This window comes from Thiomonas sp. X19 (assembly GCF_900089495.1).
GTDB lineage: Bacteria > Pseudomonadota > Gammaproteobacteria > Burkholderiales > Burkholderiaceae_C > Thiomonas_A.
The window spans coordinates 4,360,800-4,375,679 of the sequence record NZ_LT605203.1; the positions used below are offsets into that span (position 1 = coordinate 4,360,800).

The window sequence follows — 14,880 nt, forward strand, 5'->3', positions numbered from 1 at the left end:
GCGGGTTGACGGGTCGATCCCGAAGTCTTCGCTTCACAGACTGATGCGCACATGGTCGCCTTCGCGTTGGCCCAGCAGACTGAGCAGATTCGCCAGGGCCTGCTCCTGCCCCGCGCCCGCCCTCGCCGTGCCGTCGAACTGCAAACGCTGTCCGTTCCAGACCCCGTGGCCCGCCAGGATCAAGGGTCCGGAGCGCGTGGACAGGTCGATGCCAGCATTTGCGCCATCGCCATGGATGCGCAGGATATAGCTTCCCAGCGGTGCCACGGTGCTCAGTCGCGAGCTCATGTCGGCGGCATCCACGCGAATCTCCCCGTTCAAACGCAACCTGCCTGCAGCCGATTCTAGGCTGGCATGGCGCAACGACAAGCCGATGCGCCCCTGCAAGGCCAGTGTGTTCCACGGCGTACCCAGCCCCTCGAGCAAGTCCGCAGGCAGCTGCGCCTGCCAGGCTTGAGTGCCCCCAGAAGTCCGCGAGCGGACTCCACCCAAGGGAGTCGAGGCAACTCGGGAGCGGTCCTTCGTTTCCTCGAAGGCTTGCGCGGCAGGTGTCGCCGCATCCCGCGCGGAGGCGGCAAGCTGCCGCAGGCTCCAGCCGCCGACCCCCAGCTGTGCCCGCAGCCGCAGCGGTGCTGCGGCGAGTTCCGGCCAGCGCAACACCAACTCCACCTGGCCATGCCAGATGCCGCCCAAGCCGATACGCCAGTGCAAGCGCCCTGGAGCCAGCGCCGCACCCCGGCTTTGCGCCCCGCCGGCCAGCACCACCTGCGCCGAGCCGTCGCGCCAGGTGCCCTGCGCCTGCGCCAGCAGCACATGCTGCTGGCTGGCACGGGCAACGGACGCAGCCAGCCAACTGGCCGGCGCAAACAGCACGAAGGCGAGCAGCAGGCCGAGCAGCCCTGCCAGCCAGAGTGGCCAGCGGGCACCGGGAGCGGGGTTGGGGCGACGGGCCATGGGGTGCGGGTTGATGCGTGCCGTGGGCATCTCAGAAGGTCAGAGAAGGAGAAGGCGTGATGGGCGCTGGCTGGGCATGCTGGCGTCGGTGGAGCAGGGCCGTGGCGCGGATCGGAGTCGCAACGTCGGGATGGGCATGTGGCGTGGGGGGAAGCGCAAGGAAGCGGCGCTCTGCGGGCTGGCGGCGGCGTCATCGCAGCCCGAACGGGCCGACGGCGCCATGCAGCGTCACGGGCTCGAGTTGCCCGAACCTTGTTGCTGCGCCAGTTGGATGCGCCCAGCTAGCAGTCCATCGGCGCCGCGCACGAGTTGCGCCTGCGACACTGAAGAACCCCAGTCGCGGCGGGCGGCCTGTGCCAGTCCCAGCAGGGTTTGCGGCTTCAGGCGCTTCACGTCCAGCGTGATGCTGCCGGGCAGCACCGTGATCTGCGCCTCGGCCTGGGCGTCGTGCGCATGCAGCCAGTCGCCCACGGCGCTGCGCAAATCGCTGGTCGTGGCCGCAACCGCAGGGGCAGCAGCCAGTCGCGCCAACTCCTGCGCCTGCTCTTGCGCGGTGCGCAAGGTGGTTTGCAGTTGCGCGATTTCCGCAGGCGCCGTGTGCAAGGTGTGCAATGCCGGGCGCAGCAACGCCAGCCACATCAGGGCCACGCCCACCACCGTGGCGGCCACGCTCACCAGGCGCCGTTCGCGCTGCGACAGGCCCGCCCAGCGGGCCTGCAAGGCCATCACCACGCTGGGCAACATGGAGGGACGCTCGGGAGCGGTGGCCATCAGCTCGTCACTCCGCTGCCGATGTTGCCACTGACGGCGCCGCCCGGCGCCCCGCTTGTTGCGTCGCCCGTCGCGCCACCCGCCACGCCAACGCTGAGCTTGCCGCCCTCGGCCTTGCAAGGCAGTTGTAGCAGGCCGCAACGAGCTTGCGCGGCAGCGGCTTGGGCGCTGCCCAGGTCGAGCTGGAGCTGACCCGGGGTGTAATCGAGTTTGCCGATGGTGGTTTTCTCCGGCAGCACCCGCGCCGCCGCGCCCATCAGCGCTTCCACGCTGGTGCTGGTGGGCTTGCCGGCGCGGGTGCGGGCGTTGTCGAGCGCGCGCTGCATTTGCAGCCGGGCATCGAGCACCGCGGGTGTGCCCGGCAGGGCCTCGCTCACCACGGTTTGCACCTGCGTCTGCAGCCGGTTGCGGGTGCTGCGCAGCTTCATCGCCACCAGGTTGATGCCGACGATCTGCACCAGCAGCAGCACGCCGACGAGCATGGCCACGCGGCGCCAGGCCGGGGCGCGCAACTGTTTGGCCAGCCCGGCGATGCCGCGTTGCATCGCCGCTTGCGGCGCCAGTTCGAACTGGCGCAAATTCCAGCCCGACTGCGTGGCGCGCGCCAGCAGGGCTGCATGGGTGATGGGCGTGATTTCGGCGTTGGTGCCGAACCAGCGTGTGGCCAGATCCTGCAAGTCCGGGTCGACCAACACGCGCGTGGGCCGCGCGGTGAGCAATTCCGGCGCGGGCGAGTCCTCGTGCGCGGAGTCTGCAGGTGTCGCGCCGGCGGTTGCACCAGTCGGCAGATGCAGCCAGGCGGCTTCGCCATCGGCGTCGCGCCAGAGCAGGCGCAGTCCGCCGGGCATGGCGCTGAGCCACGCTTCTGCAGGGGCCAACAACGCCGGCTCGGGCACCACGGCGACGGGTTCGCGCCCGGCCTGGGCCAGGGTTTGCAAGGCCGCGGCCAGCGGCGCGCGCTCGCAGGCGCAGGCCAGGCGCACACTGCCGTCGGCCTCGCGTGGGCCGGCGGCGAGATGCACGCCGGCCGTGTCGTGCAGCAGGCGCTCTTCCAGCGCCCCGGCCAAGGCGGCTTGCAGTCGCTGGGGTGGCATCGCCGGGAGGTTCAGCGCCAGCAGGGTGAGCTGCTCGGCGGGCAGCACCGCCACCACGCGCTGTGCCCGCGGCAGCAACGCGGGCTGGGCATGACCGTTGTCGGTCGCCTGTCCGCCGGCGTTCAGCAAGGTGTAGTCCAGCGCGGTGGATTTGCCACCGACGCCGGCAGAGCTGCCTGAATGCAAGCGAACGATGAGCGTGCTCATGCGGAGGGCTTTGCGCCGGGCGTGTCGAGGAGGGCTCTCATACCGAACGATTGTAGGGATGCGGGTGCCGTCAGGACGCCGGCGCCGGGGCCGCCGCAAGCCAGGGCGGCACGCGCTGCATGCGCAGCACCAGGGTGATGAGGCCGACGCGCTGGATGAGCGCACGCTCGGCGTACTCGAAGTGGCCGATACGCACCCGCGCGGTGGCGTCGAAAAAGCCACTGGACACGCTCACCAGTGCGGGGTTGATGTCCGGGTGGGCCTGTTGGCCCAAGGCCGTGGTGATGTCGCCGGTATTGCGGAAATAGTTCTGCTTGCGCGACTGCACCAGGCGCGCGGCGGCATCGGCCGAGATGTTCAGCACCGCCGCCAACACGTTGGCGCCAGCCGTGTTGGCGTTCACCGGCGTTGGCGTGGGCAGCAGGGTGACATCGGCAAGCAGCGCCGGCAGCGCCTGGGCCACGGCGGGCGACAAGCGCGCCAGGTCCTGCAACTGCTGTACCGGCAGCGAGCTGGCTTGTCCGGCGTTGGTGCCAAGCGCAGGCTGTGATGCTGCGCTGCCCGGCGCGGCGGCTGTTGCGGCCGTGGCGAGTAGCGCCGCGGCCACGCCATTGGCCAGGGTTTGCGCCACGTCCTCGCTCACGCCGAGGGTGGCGCACAGGCGCTGCAGCACGGCCAGGGCGTTCGGGTCGATGCGCCCACCGGGGGCCAGATCGGCCAGATTGAAGCGGCTTTGCGCGTCGGTGATGTGGCCTTCCAGCCAGGCATCGGGCAGGCTGCCGACGCTTTGCCCGCGTGCGGCGAGAAACGTGGACAGGCGCGATTCGGCCAGCGGCACGGCCCATGGCTCGCTCAGCGTGTCCACGCTGGAATTGCGCGCATCCTCGCGCAGGATGAGCCGCGCCCAATCCACCGTGCCGCGCAGGATCCAGCGCGCCTGGGTCGCCTGCTTGGCCGTCTGCTCGCGGCTGATGGCGCCCCATTGCCGCCAGAACATGCCCGACACCATCACCGCGGCCAGCGCGGCAATCAGCAGCGCGGTGATCAGCGCCGCGCCGCGGGTACGCGCCGCGGGCGGCATGGGTTGCGCCATGCTCTTGCGCGGTTGCATGTTCACTGCCGGTTCTCCAGCAGGAATTCGCGCATGATGGTGCCCTGCAAATCGGGCGCGGCGCTTTGCAGCGTGAGGCGCAAGGCGGCGGGGGTGCGCAGCGACGCGAACGCCGGGTTGCTGCCGGCAGCGCTGTTGGCCGAGGTGTAGGGGTTGGACCAGCTGCCGCTTTGCTGCAGGATGCCGATGCCGGCGTAGCGGTACACCAGCACGCGCATGTCGGTGATGTCGGGCAAGGCTTCGATGGCGGTGCCCTGCGGGCTTTGCATCGCCGCCAGCAGCGCGCCGCGCGAGGCGGTCGGGGCGCTGGCCCAGCGCATCCAGCGGCTGCCACGCAGACCCCAGCGCGCCACTTGCAGCCAACCCGCGTCGGGCGGCAGGCTGGCGCCAGGCCAGGCGCGCATGTCTTCGCCCATGGCTTGCGGTGCGCGCCGCACGATGAGCAGGTCGCCATTGCCGGCCAGGCTCACCGCCGGCAGGGCTGCGCCCTCGTCGGCGGCGGCGGCGAGGTCGTCGGCCATTTGGCGCATCGTCAGCGACAGGCGTTCGGCCGCGTGCATGCGGGTGCGCGCGGTGTCGCGTCCCTGCGCCACGCTGTCCAGCCCGCGCCAGCCCAGGCCCGCCATCACCGCCATGATGAGTGCGGCCACCAGCAGCTCGATCAAGGTGAAGCCGGCGTTGCGGCGCGGGGCGGTGCGAGGCGGGTGGCGCATCACAAATTGCCGATGATGGTGACCACGTTCCAAGCCGTCCAGCCGGAGGTGTCCAGCACCTGCACATCGACGCGGCGGAAGTTGGGGTTGGGCGTGGGCTGCACGTCCACGTTCAAGGTGAAGCTTGCGTTGGCCTCGGTGCAATGGCTCTGGCTTTGGCCGGTGGGCGGGAAGATGCGGCTCAGGCGCTGGTCGATCAGGAAATTCTCGGCGCATTGCTGCGCCAGAACCGCCTGGTGGTAGCGCTCCGCGTTGTCCTGCAACCCGCCGGACGCGCGCATGGCGGCGAGCAGGGCGATGGCCACCACGGCGAGGGCCACCAGCACTTCGAGCAGGGTGAAGCCGCGGGACGATGGATGCCTGGGACGCGATCGGAGCATGGCGGGGATCACGAATCAGCGCTGGCTGCGCACGGCGAACGGCGCCAGTCCGTCGCTGGCGATGGTGACGACGCGACCATCGTCCTGCAGCGTGATGTCCAGCGGCGGCGACACCGGCTCGGTGCCGAACACCAGCCAGCTGGGCGCGGCACCCGGTCCGGCGACGCCGCCGCTGGCCCGCACCGCGACCTGCCCGGCCTGAACCGTGGCGCTGGTGCCGCGTGGCTGGTAGTTGGCGGGCAGGGCGGCGTCACCGCTCAGCCACTGCCAGCGCCGTGCCGTGAGCGGGGCATCGTCCAGTGGAATCCAGCCGCGCGGCGAGGGTTGCAAAAAGGTGTAGCCGGCAGGTCCCGGCGCCCAGGCCAGCGGTTCGCCGCGCGCAGCTGCCTGCTCGCGCGCGGCGTCCAGCAAGGCGGCCAGACGTTCGGCCTCGCGCTGCATGCTTTCCTGTCCGCTTTGCGGCAGGGCCATGGCGGCCAGGCCGGTGAGCAACGCCATCACCAGCAGCGCGACCAGCAACTCCACCAGGGTGAAACCGCGCGCTGCGTGTGCCGGCGAGCAAGTTCCGGCGTGCCGCGCCGTGGCGGGGCCCATTGCCCCCGCTTCTTGGGAAAACGCACGGCCGCCCGAAGTTTTCTCGGGTGGCTCGGTGCTGAGCATGCGCCGAGACCATTCGCATGGCGCGCGAACAGGCACAGGCACAGGTCTATTCGCTGGCCCAAGCTCATCCCCCTGGGGGGGTGGCTGCTGCAAGGCAGCAGCCTGGGGGCTCACCCTACTGCCAGCTGCCGATGTCGGCATTGGCGCCCTCGCCTCCGGGCTTGCCGTCAGCGCCGTAGCTGAACACGTCGACCGCGCCTTTGACGCCGGGGTTGAGATATTGGTAGGGGCGACCCCAGGGATCGGTCGGCAACTTGTCCAGGTAGGGTTTCCAGTTGGTGGGGATGGGCGGCGTCGAAGGCTTGACCACCAGCGCCTGCAAGCCCTGCTCCTGCGTCGGGTAGTTGCCGTTGTCGAGCTTGTACAGCTTGAGCGCCTGCATGATGGTGGCGATGTCGGTCTTGGCGGCGGTTTCGCGCGCCTCGTCGGTACGGCCCAGGATGTTGGGCACGATGAGCGCAGCCAGCACGCCCATGATGACCAGCACCACCATCAGCTCGATCAGGGTGAAGCCGCGGCTGTGGCGGCGCTGGCGAGGCGCGAATCGATCCGCGCTCGCCAGGGGTTTGGAAGATGGGGAAACGGCAATCATGCGGAGGCGTCCATGGTGGGCCGTCGGGGCCGGCCCGGAGGTTGGTGCAAAAGCCCGCACGCGCAGTGTGTTGGCCATGCGGGCATCGGGGTGGGTGGCAGACGACTTGCCTGTCTTCACCGGACGGCCATAATAGTGGCCTCATGTTCAAGTTCTCTCGCCTATCGCCTGCTGCCGGCATGGTTGCCGACACCCCCTCGACGTCCTCGCTGCGCGTGGCTTGGTTGGTTTCGCTGCTGCTGGCATTCACCTGCGCGGCCAGCTTCGGCTACTGGGCCTTGCAGCTGCTGGCACGCCCGGCCTCCATACCCAGCGACGCCCAAGCCGTGGGCCGGCTGGATACCGACGCTCTGGTGGCCGCGGCGCCGCGGCTGTTTGGCACCACCGCGCCCCTGCCGGACAAGGGACCGGCCGCACCGGCGCGCTACCGGCTTTGGGGAGTGATCGGTGGCGGTTCGGAAGCTGGCGCCGCGCTCATCGGCGTGGACGGCAAGCCGCCGCAGGCGGTGGCGGTGGGTGGGGCGGTTGCGCCCGGGGTGCGCCTCGACTCCACCACATACGGCCATGCGGTTCTGGTCCAGAACGGCACGCATGTGAACCTCAAGCTCCAGCCCCAGGGCGGCAGCCCCACTTTGCCCGGCGCCGGCGCCCCGCCAGACTACATACCGCCGCAGATCGGGGGCGTGCAAGCGGCGCCTGCCCCCGCCCCCGGCGGCGTCAGCAGCTTTACGCCCAATCTCGCCCCGGGCTTCGCGCCACGGCCGTAGGAGTCGACCCCATGAACATTGGCGACATGCTGCCCGGGCTCCGGCGGCGGGTTTCCATCAGCCTGCTGCTTCCTGTTTTGCTGCTCGGCGGCTGCGCAAGTTTCGGCGCCTTGCGCACGACCGTGGTGACCCCCCACTCAGCGCCCCAGGCCCTGGTCGGCGCCAAGGTGCTGGTTCAGGCGTCTGCCGGCAACGAGGCCAGTGCTCATGCCTACGAATTCCAGAGCGCCGTGGTCGATGCCATGGCGCGGGCGGGCATGGTGCCCCTGCTCAACCAGCCTGCGCCTTACACCGCCCGCTACGACTACCGCATCCGGCCCGATCTCGCGGCCACCTACGGCCCCTTGGGGTGGCCGGCGCCGATGCTGCTGCCCAGCAGCGGTGTGTATTTCACCGGCGGTTTTGGATACGTTGGTGGTTTCGACGACGAGGACGGCGGCGACGATGACGACGGGTTCGGCGGCTGGATGCCGCCGCCCATCTGGTATGTCCGCAGCCTCACCCTGGACATTCGCGATACCGCCACCGGCGCGCTGGTGTGGAGCTCTCACGCCGCGATTGGCGGCTACGAGCGCGGTCTGGCTTCCGTCGCCGCGCCACTGGCGCAAGCCGCGCTGCACGGCTTTCCCCAAGAATCGGGGCATCGCAAGCTGGTGTTGCCGCGCGCAGGCTGATCTCACGCAGGCCGCAACCGGTCAAGACAAGAACAACTGCGTCACCGGGTTGTCGGTTTCCTCGGTGTACTGGTAGCCGAGTTGTTGCAGGAAATGGCTGAATGCCCGGTTGTCGCTCGGCGGCACCTGGATGCCGACCAGGATTTGGGCGCTGTCGCCGCCTTGGTTGCGGTAGTGAAACAGGCTGATGTTCCAGTCGGGTGAGAGGCTGTCGAGGAAGCGCAGCAGCGCGCCCGGGCGCTCGGGGAAGTCGAAACGCACCAGCCTCTCGTGTTCCGCCATGTTGCCGCCGGTCACCGTGCGCGGCGCGGGGCCGCCAACCAGATGGCGCAGATGGACCTTGGCCAACTCGTTGTCGCTCAGATCGAGCGCGCCATAGCCGGCACGCTCGAAAATCTGCGTCATTTTCTGCGCGTCGGCGCGGCCATTCACGGCCAGGCCGACGAACACATGCGCCGCTTCCGGTCCTTTGATGCGATAGGTGAATTCGGTCACATTGCGGCTACCCACCAGCCCGCAGAGGCGGCGAAAACTGCCCGGCTGCTCGGGGATGGTCACGGCGTACAAGGCTTCGCGCGCCTCGCCCACCTCGGCGCGCTCGGAGACGAAGCGCAGGCGGTCGAAGTTCATATTGGCGCCGCAGGTGATGGCCACCAGGGTTTCGCCCTTGAGCTTGTGCGCAGCGGCGTATTGCTTCAGCGCCGCCACCGACATCGCGCCGGACGGTTCCAGCACGCTGCGGGTGTCCTCGAACACGTCCTTGAGCGCGGCGCACACCTCGTCGGTGCTGACGACAACGAAGTCGTCCACCAGGTCGCGCACCAGACGGAAGGTTTCCTCGCCCACGCGCTTGACCGCTGTGCCATCGGCGAACAAGCCCACTTCGCTCAGCTCCACGCGCTTGCCGGCCCTCACGCTTTGCAGCATGGCGTCCGAATCGGGGGTCTGCACGCCGATGATCTTGATCTCCGGTCGCACCGCTTTGATATACGCGGCCACTCCCGAAATCAGGCCGCCGCCGCCAATGGCGCAGAACACGGCATGGATGGGCCCCTGGTGCTGGCGCAGGATTTCCATGGCGATGGTGCCCTGGCCGGCGATCACGTCGGGGTCGTCGAAGGGGTGCACGAAGGCCAGCCCCTGCGCGGCCTGCAGCGTGAGCGCATGGGCGTAGGCGTCGCTGTAGCTCTCGCCTTCGAGCACCACGTCCACATTGCTGCCGCCGAAGGCACGCACCGCGTCGATCTTCACCTTGGGGGTGGTCGAGGGCATGACGATGACAGCGCGGCAGCCCAGTTTGTGCGCCGACAGCGCCACGCCTTGCGCATGGTTGCCAGCCGAGGCGCAGATGACGCCGCGCTTGCGCTCGTCTTCGCTCAGGCCCGACATTTTGTTGTAGGCGCCGCGCAGCTTGAAGCTGAACACCGGTTGCTGGTCTTCGCGTTTGAACAGCACTTTGTTGTGCAACCGGCGGCTCAGATTGCGCGCGGGTTCCAGCGCGGTTTCCTGCGCCACGTCGTACACCCGGGCGGTGAGAATGCGCTGCAGATAATCGGTATGCTTCTTGGTCACGGCCGGCCTGCAAAAGAGGACAATCGGTCATTGTAGGAAGGGCCGCCACAGCGTCACGCGGTTGAGACTCTGCCTGAACGACGGGCAAAAAAAACCCAGGCTTGTTGCCTGGGTTGGAATCCACCTAAGGAGGAGGGTGGAGGAGACAAGGGGAGCTGATCCAAATCGATCAACGTGAACACATAGTAAGACAATTGCTGCTGCGTTGCAAAACCCCTTGAGCCAGTCTGGTATTTTAGAAAATCAGCATCAACTTATATATAAAGTTTAATAAGATCAATGACTTATCGAAAAATTTTGATGCAACGCTGGCCTGCCACTGGTGTTGCTTCCCCTGCGCGGTGCTGAAGACCGGCCAGTTTGGTGCAGTGCAATGTATTGGGTGCCCTACAACGACAACACAGGCTGCCAACAACCCAGGAGTTTGAACAATGATGGAATGCACAGTGCAATGGGCCGGCGAAGACGGCATGGCCTTTATCGCCACCACCGGCAGCGGGCATATTCTGGCGATGGATGGCGCCCCGGCCGCACAAGCCGGCGACCCCGGTGGTCACAACCTCGCGCCGCGACCCATGGAAACCGTGCTCGCCGGTACTGGCGGCTGCTCGGCTTATGACGTGGTCTACATCCTGAAAAAAGGTCGGCAGGACGTGCGTGGCTGCAGCGTCAAGCTCCAGGCCGAGCGCGCCGCCTCCGACCCCAAGGTGTTCACCCGCATTCATTTGCATTTCACCGTCAGTGGCAAAGGACTGGCGCCGTCGGTGGTGGAGCGGGCCGTGCGTCTCTCGCAGGAAAAATACTGCTCGGCCACCGCCATGCTGGCGAAAACGGCGGCCATCACGAGCAGCGTGGAGATCGCCGAAGTCGGCTGAGATCCGGCGGGGGAAGGCGCCAGATCGGGATGCCCGTCGACCGCGCTGGGCTGTCGCAGTCGCTCCAGTTCCTGGCCAGCCGTGAATCTCCACAGGGCAGCGATTGCCCTTGGTTCAGGGCTTGCCCGTGACCCCCAGGGTCGACAACGGAATGGCCTGCAGCATGCCGGCATTGGTGCCGTTGAAATAGGTGCCGCCGACGACCACACCGTTCTGCGGGCCGTACCCGCCCTGGTGTGCGTTGTAGGTGTGGAGCACCGCGCCGCTGTCGCGGTCGAGGGTGAAGATTTCACCAGACGCGGTGGCCTGGATCAGCACCTTGCCAAAGATCACCGGGGCGCCTTTCATGCTCACCTTCAGCGGCTGCTGCCACAGAATCCTGCCGGTTTGCGCATCGACCGCGTACTCGGTATGCGTCACCGGGCTGCCGGTGTAGACCACGCCGTCGACCACGGTGGGCACGGCGTCCTTGTTGCGCGGCGGCGTTTTGCCCGCGCCCAGCTCGGTGCTCCAGACGATCTTGCCGGTCTTCAGATCGATGGCGAGTTCTTCCGACGCCGACTCCTTCGTGGCCTGTTGCGCGCTGGTGCGGGTTTCGATCTGGCCGATGGCCAAGCCCTTGCCGTCCATCGCCCAGGTGCCATCGCCGGCGCTGCTGGAGAACACCAGCGGCGGCTCCACCGACCACAGCAGCTTGCCGGTGGCGGCATCCAGGCCGTAGATCTTGCTCGGATGCGTGCCGCCCATCACCAGCACGCCGCGTGCCGGATCGAGCGTGGCCGAGGACATGCTGACGAAGGAGTGGATCGGCGTCCGCCAGGCCAGCTTGCCGGTGGCGGCATCCAGCGCGTAGGCATGACCGTCGCCGTTGCCGAACAGCAGCTTGCCCTGATACAGCGCCGGGGTCGGCATGTCCTCGCCCTTGGTTTTGTGCACCCAGACTTCATCCCCGGTTTTGGCGTCGAGCGCGTAGATCGCCGACACGCCATTGCCGCGGATCACCTGTGCGCCGGGCACACCGAACTGCTTGGCGTGGCTGTAGGCAAACACCGAATTGCCGGCACCGATGAACACCAGCGGGCGGCCGTCGATGGCGGCCACGATGGGCGTGGTCATGAGCTGGTTGTAGGCGTTGAAACTCCACGCCAGCTTGCCGCTATGGGCATCGACGGCGTAGATGTAGCCGTTGTCATTCGTGGCATAGACCATGCCGTCCACCACCGCGACGCCGATGGGGAAGCCCACCAGATCGCGAATGATGGTGGAGTTGAGCACCTTGGCCTTGGCCGCATCGGCCGCACCGGGCACCTGCCAAGTCCATGCCATGGCCGGAAAGTGCGACGGCACCACGGCGTTGTGGCCGGGGTTGAGCGCGTACATCGGCCATTGCGTCGGCGTGTCGGTGCTCGTTGCTGTCTGCGCGCTCGCTGCCGCACAAACGGCGCTGAGGGCCGCACAAAGTGCAAGCTGCCGTAAGTGCGGGCGCGCTAGGCGTGATGGGGCCAGGGTGCGTTTCATTGGAATCTCCTCCTGATGGGTTGGATCACTTGATGTACTGATATCCGGCCAATTGCAGTTCGGGAATCGTGCCCACCACGCCCGGCGTGAGCACGGCGCCGGGGATGAGATGGTTGGTGAACTCGGCTGCCATTTGCGGGTGGCTGAGCTTGTCGGGGTTGATGCCTTTTTTGTGCAGCCCGCGAGTGAGTTCCCAAATCGCGTTGTGGCAAGCGAGGAACACCGCGCCGCGACGTTGCAGCACCGTCACGCTGTTGTCGGCCGGGGAGAACACACCTTCGGGCGCCTCGTAGTCGCTGGGCTTATCGCTCGCGGCCTTCGGCTGCGTGATGAACACATTGCTCTTGAACTTGTCCTTGAGCATTTTGGGAAAGCCGTACTTGGCCCAAATGGTGTCGTCATAGAGCGCGAGGTGCGCCGAGCCATGGGTGGCTGAAACTGAAAGAAAATCCGGGTGTTTCCACGACCAAATTTGCGCGTTCATCGCATTGCGCATCAAGTTCAGCCAGGGGCTTTCCAGATCGGTGTTGTCCCACAACTGCTTGGGGCCAGCCTTGTAGTCCAGCAGCAGCTTGAGCGCCTCGGCGTCCCAGTCGGAGGAGTCGGTCAAGATCATGGGCACGGTCTTGAAGTCACGCCGGCGCGGAGCTTTCGCCAGCGCATCGCTCAGGGCCTTGAGCTGGCCGGAGCCGGCAGGCTCAAGATTGGCAGCAGGGGCCGTTGCGGCCTGGGCGACGTTGTGGCTGGCGAGTGCAGCGCCGAGCGCCACGGTTCCGACTTGGGTGAAGAGTTGGCGGCGAGTTGTCATGGGGAATCTCCAGAAATTTGGATAGGAATGCGTCGCTGCAGCGAACAAGCTGCAGGGTTGCAGCAAAAACGCGGCGGAAAAATAGCGACGAAGCTGCGCCGGAGCCTGAGGTGTTGTTCTCTGGCATCTGGGTTGCGCCGTGTCGTTGGATTGGGCTGATCGTGCATGTTTGACGGGCATCAACCGGCCTTTGATGAGCCCGCATTGCGCAGGCCTGGGGCAGGTGTCAGTTCTTTTTTGGCGGGCCGATATCGCCCAGCACCTTGCCGTTGATGGTCTGCCCGTAGAGGCTGAACTTGCTGTCGTGGAATTTGGCGCGGGTGGCCGCGACCGATCCCTGCCAGCGAGGGTCTTGCGGGCGCTCTTGGGCGTCCATGTAATAGGCCACGTCCCAGGCCTCCTGGGGCGTCAGGCTGTAGCTCTGGCCGTAGGGCATATTGGCGTGGATGAAGGCCGCGGCGTTCTTGATGCTGCCCATGCCCGCGCCCCAGTTGAACGACTTGGCGCCCCACAAGGGCGGGAACACGGTCTGGCCATCGACATACCGGCCTTCGCCGTTGGCGTTGTGGCACACAGCGCACTGGGCCTGGTAGACGGCTTTGCCGCGCACATAGTCGGGCGGCAAAGACGCTGCGGCGAGCTTGGGATAACCGCGTCCCGCAACCGGCTCATCCGTCGGCAGGCCCTTGGCCAGCCAGTAGGAATAGGCCTGCAGCGCCACCAGAGTCTTGCTGCCCAGCGGCGGCGGTGTGCCGTTCTCGCTGAAGTGGAAACAGCCCTGCAGGCGCTCCTCGAAGGTGTTGACCTTCTTGTTTTTGCTGCGGTAGGCGGGGTAGCTGACGTAGGCGGCCCACATCGGTGCCGAACCAGCCATGCGCCCGGCGTCGGTGTGGCAGTTGACGCAGCTCAGGGTGTTGCCGATGTACTTGCCAGCGTACTTGGGGGTGTCGAGAAAGATGTCGCGGCCGAGCTTGATCGCTTTGCCGAAGTCGTCGTTCGGAATGGCGCTTTCCGGCGGCGGCTGAAAGGTGGCGCCAGTGCCCACGGCAGCGTTGATCGCTGATTTCGGTACGGCCGCAACATCAGCGGCGAGAGCCGTCGCGCCGGCGGCGAGAGTGGCGGCTAGCAGGCCAAACGCCAGCGCAGGCCGGAGCAGCGGGTTTCTTGCAGACGGGGCGGTGCAAGCGAGTGTCATGACGAGTCTCCGCGGAATAGAGTGGGCCTGCGGCATCAATGCGTCTTCACGGCCATGGGCTTTTGCGCCGCCAGCCAGATGGCCACCGCTTGGGCATCCGCATCGCTTAGGCGCAGGGCGATGGTGTGCATCAGTCCTTGCGGGTCGTTATGCCGACTGCCGTCCTTCCAGGCCTTGATCTGGGCCTCGATATAGCCCGCAGGCTGGCCCACGAGGGGCGGGAAGTTGGGCGCAACGCCCACGCCGCCTGGCCCGTGGCAGCGGAAGCACGAAGCAATACCCACGCTCCAGTCGCCGCGCTCGGCAAGGCGCTGACCCAGTTCAGCCTGGGCTGCAGCAGGCATGGGGCCGTAGGCGAGCGTGGGTGGCAGCAGGCTGCTGTAGTAGTGCGCAATCGCGGTGATCTGGCCGTCGTTCAAACCCTTGGCCATCGGGCTCATCAGGCCGTTGACCCGCGTGCCGCGCGTAAAGCTGTGCAATTGCTGGGCGATGTAGACCGCTGGCAGCCCGGCCAGCCGGGGATAGCCTGCCGCGGTATTGCCCTCGCCCTTGGCGCCGTGGCAGGCGATGCAGGTGGAGATGATGGCAGGAACTGCGCTGCCAGCGCCATGCAGGGCAGGCTCGGTGGCGCTGGGTGCGGCGGCAAAACTGGCGACAGCAGGCCCCATCAGGGCGAAGGCGGTGGCAAGGAAAAGCCCTGATCTTGAGCTGCTGAACCGGAACTGGCGGGTGGCGAGCTTGGTTTTCATGGGCGGCGGCTCCAGGACTTCAGGGGAAACCCGGTATAGCTTAGGCGCAGAGTCAGTTCTGAGGTGTTACGAAAGTTGTGCGGCATGTCTTGGCATGACGGCATTCGCAATGCTGTCCTTCGGTGGGGGCAACGAGGCCTGGTTGGGCTGGCAAGTCACCCAAGCTTAGGGAAACATGGTCGCCATGTCGTACGCAATGTTTGCGTCACGGCCATCAATTTTTCCGATAGACGCCGCGCA

Annotated in this window: 16 protein-coding genes; 3 read left to right on the forward strand and 13 right to left on the reverse strand. The window is 67.1% G+C overall.

The features are described 5' to 3' along the window. Positions 1-33: 33 nt before the first annotated feature. From gspN to gspG, 8 genes are all read right to left on the reverse strand, one after another. Entirely contained in the window at positions 34-954 is a 921-nt protein-coding gene (gene gspN, locus THIX_RS21350; protein ID WP_112488538.1) for a type II secretion system protein N, read from the reverse strand. A 228-nt stretch (positions 955-1,182) separates the two neighbouring features. Further along, on the reverse strand, positions 1,183-1,725 hold the full coding sequence (gene gspM / locus THIX_RS21355) for a type II secretion system protein GspM (protein ID WP_112487813.1): 543 nt from the start codon (positions 1,723-1,725) through the stop codon (positions 1,183-1,185). Continuing rightward, the gene (gspL, locus tag THIX_RS21360) at positions 1,725-3,026 is read right to left on the reverse strand and encodes a type II secretion system protein GspL (protein ID WP_112487814.1); all 1,302 of its coding nucleotides are present in this window, start codon (positions 3,024-3,026) and stop codon (positions 1,725-1,727) included. Before gspL ends, gspM begins: the two co-directional genes overlap by 1 nt. A gap of 70 nt (positions 3,027-3,096) precedes the next feature. Further along, positions 3,097-4,137 carry a type II secretion system minor pseudopilin GspK gene (gene gspK / locus THIX_RS21365; RefSeq protein ID WP_233224783.1) on the reverse strand — a complete coding sequence of 347 codons (1,041 nt, stop codon included), beginning with the start codon at positions 4,135-4,137 and terminating at the stop codon, positions 3,097-3,099. A 2-nt stretch (positions 4,138-4,139) separates the two neighbouring features. Continuing rightward, on the reverse strand, positions 4,140-4,850 hold the full coding sequence (locus THIX_RS21370) for a type II secretion system protein J (protein WP_112487815.1): 711 nt from the start codon (positions 4,848-4,850) through the stop codon (positions 4,140-4,142). Further along, entirely contained in the window at positions 4,850-5,230 is a 381-nt protein-coding gene (gspI, locus tag THIX_RS21375; protein ID WP_112487816.1) for a type II secretion system minor pseudopilin GspI, read from the reverse strand. The genes THIX_RS21370 and gspI overlap by 1 nt, the downstream gene beginning before the upstream one ends. A 15-nt stretch (positions 5,231-5,245) precedes the next feature. Further along, the gene (locus tag THIX_RS21380; protein WP_158540975.1) at positions 5,246-5,890 is read right to left on the reverse strand and encodes a GspH/FimT family pseudopilin; all 645 of its coding nucleotides are present in this window, start codon (positions 5,888-5,890) and stop codon (positions 5,246-5,248) included. Between the two features lie 115 nt (positions 5,891-6,005). Further along, positions 6,006-6,482, reverse strand: coding sequence for a type II secretion system major pseudopilin GspG (gene gspG, locus THIX_RS21385; protein ID WP_199195343.1), 477 nt, complete (start codon positions 6,480-6,482; stop codon positions 6,006-6,008). 143 nt (positions 6,483-6,625) lie between these two features. Here gspG and THIX_RS21390 point away from each other — a divergent pair, with 143 nt between their 5' ends. Together THIX_RS21390 and THIX_RS21395 are read left to right on the forward strand one after the other, a co-directional pair. After that, positions 6,626-7,249 (forward strand): general secretion pathway protein GspC, encoded by a 624-nt coding sequence (locus tag THIX_RS21390; protein WP_146748651.1) that lies wholly within the window; start codon positions 6,626-6,628, stop codon positions 7,247-7,249. Between the two features lie 11 nt (positions 7,250-7,260). After that, positions 7,261-7,923 (forward strand): hypothetical protein, encoded by a 663-nt coding sequence (locus tag THIX_RS21395; protein WP_112487819.1) that lies wholly within the window; start codon positions 7,261-7,263, stop codon positions 7,921-7,923. Positions 7,924-7,944: 21 nt separating this feature from the next. Here the strand turns inward: THIX_RS21395 and ilvA are convergent, their stop codons facing one another. Further along, positions 7,945-9,495: a threonine ammonia-lyase, biosynthetic gene (gene ilvA / locus THIX_RS21400; RefSeq protein ID WP_112487820.1), complete on the reverse strand. Its 1,551-nt coding sequence runs from the start codon at positions 9,493-9,495 to the stop codon at positions 7,945-7,947. A gap of 434 nt (positions 9,496-9,929) precedes the next feature. Here ilvA and THIX_RS21405 point away from each other — a divergent pair, with 434 nt between their 5' ends. Beyond that, positions 9,930-10,370: an OsmC family protein gene (locus THIX_RS21405; protein WP_112488541.1), complete on the forward strand. Its 441-nt coding sequence runs from the start codon at positions 9,930-9,932 to the stop codon at positions 10,368-10,370. Positions 10,371-10,484: 114 nt separating this feature from the next. On the opposite strand, the gene THIX_RS21410 is transcribed toward THIX_RS21405, so the two are convergent. The 4 genes from THIX_RS21410 to THIX_RS21425 all read right to left on the reverse strand — a co-directional run bounded on the left by THIX_RS21410 (position 10,485) and on the right by THIX_RS21425 (position 14,640). After that, positions 10,485-11,888 (reverse strand): PQQ-binding-like beta-propeller repeat protein, encoded by a 1,404-nt coding sequence (locus THIX_RS21410; RefSeq protein WP_112487821.1) that lies wholly within the window; start codon positions 11,886-11,888, stop codon positions 10,485-10,487. Positions 11,889-11,913: 25 nt separating this feature from the next. Then, a complete protein-coding gene (locus tag THIX_RS21415; RefSeq protein WP_112487822.1) occupies positions 11,914-12,696 on the reverse strand; it encodes a transcriptional initiation protein Tat in 783 nt (260 codons plus the stop codon). A gap of 226 nt (positions 12,697-12,922) precedes the next feature. After that, positions 12,923-13,891, reverse strand: a complete 969-nt coding sequence (locus tag THIX_RS21420; RefSeq protein ID WP_112487823.1) for a c-type cytochrome — start codon at positions 13,889-13,891, stop codon at positions 12,923-12,925. A gap of 35 nt (positions 13,892-13,926) precedes the next feature. Continuing rightward, positions 13,927-14,640 (reverse strand): cytochrome c, encoded by a 714-nt coding sequence (locus tag THIX_RS21425; protein ID WP_112487824.1) that lies wholly within the window; start codon positions 14,638-14,640, stop codon positions 13,927-13,929. Positions 14,641-14,880: the final 240 nt, after the last annotated feature.

What these genes read in the sequence shown, in the direction of transcription:
- gspG (WP_199195343.1), bottom strand. Translation starts at nt 6,482, where the DNA reads ATGATTGCCGTTTCCCCATCTTCCAAACCCCTGGCGAGCGCGGATCGA.
- THIX_RS21390 (WP_146748651.1), top strand. Translation starts at nt 6,626, where the DNA reads ATGTTCAAGTTCTCTCGCCTATCGCCTGCTGCCGGCATGGTTGCCGAC.
- gspL (WP_112487814.1), bottom strand. Translation starts at nt 3,026, where the DNA reads ATGAGCACGCTCATCGTTCGCTTGCATTCAGGCAGCTCTGCCGGCGTC.
- gspK (WP_233224783.1), bottom strand. Translation starts at nt 4,137, where the DNA reads ATGCAACCGCGCAAGAGCATGGCGCAACCCATGCCGCCCGCGGCGCGT.
- gspI (WP_112487816.1), bottom strand. Translation starts at nt 5,230, where the DNA reads ATGCTCCGATCGCGTCCCAGGCATCCATCGTCCCGCGGCTTCACCCTG.
- THIX_RS21410 (WP_112487821.1), bottom strand. Translation starts at nt 11,888, where the DNA reads ATGAAACGCACCCTGGCCCCATCACGCCTAGCGCGCCCGCACTTACGG.
- THIX_RS21420 (WP_112487823.1), bottom strand. Translation starts at nt 13,891, where the DNA reads ATGACACTCGCTTGCACCGCCCCGTCTGCAAGAAACCCGCTGCTCCGG.
- THIX_RS21370 (WP_112487815.1), bottom strand. Translation starts at nt 4,850, where the DNA reads ATGCGCCACCCGCCTCGCACCGCCCCGCGCCGCAACGCCGGCTTCACC.
- gspM (WP_112487813.1), bottom strand. Translation starts at nt 1,725, where the DNA reads ATGGCCACCGCTCCCGAGCGTCCCTCCATGTTGCCCAGCGTGGTGATG.
- THIX_RS21405 (WP_112488541.1), top strand. Translation starts at nt 9,930, where the DNA reads ATGGAATGCACAGTGCAATGGGCCGGCGAAGACGGCATGGCCTTTATC.
- THIX_RS21395 (WP_112487819.1), top strand. Translation starts at nt 7,261, where the DNA reads ATGAACATTGGCGACATGCTGCCCGGGCTCCGGCGGCGGGTTTCCATC.
- THIX_RS21415 (WP_112487822.1), bottom strand. Translation starts at nt 12,696, where the DNA reads ATGACAACTCGCCGCCAACTCTTCACCCAAGTCGGAACCGTGGCGCTC.
- THIX_RS21380 (WP_158540975.1), bottom strand. Translation starts at nt 5,890, where the DNA reads ATGCTCAGCACCGAGCCACCCGAGAAAACTTCGGGCGGCCGTGCGTTT.
- THIX_RS21425 (WP_112487824.1), bottom strand. Translation starts at nt 14,640, where the DNA reads ATGAAAACCAAGCTCGCCACCCGCCAGTTCCGGTTCAGCAGCTCAAGA.
- gspN (WP_112488538.1), bottom strand. Translation starts at nt 954, where the DNA reads ATGGCCCGTCGCCCCAACCCCGCTCCCGGTGCCCGCTGGCCACTCTGG.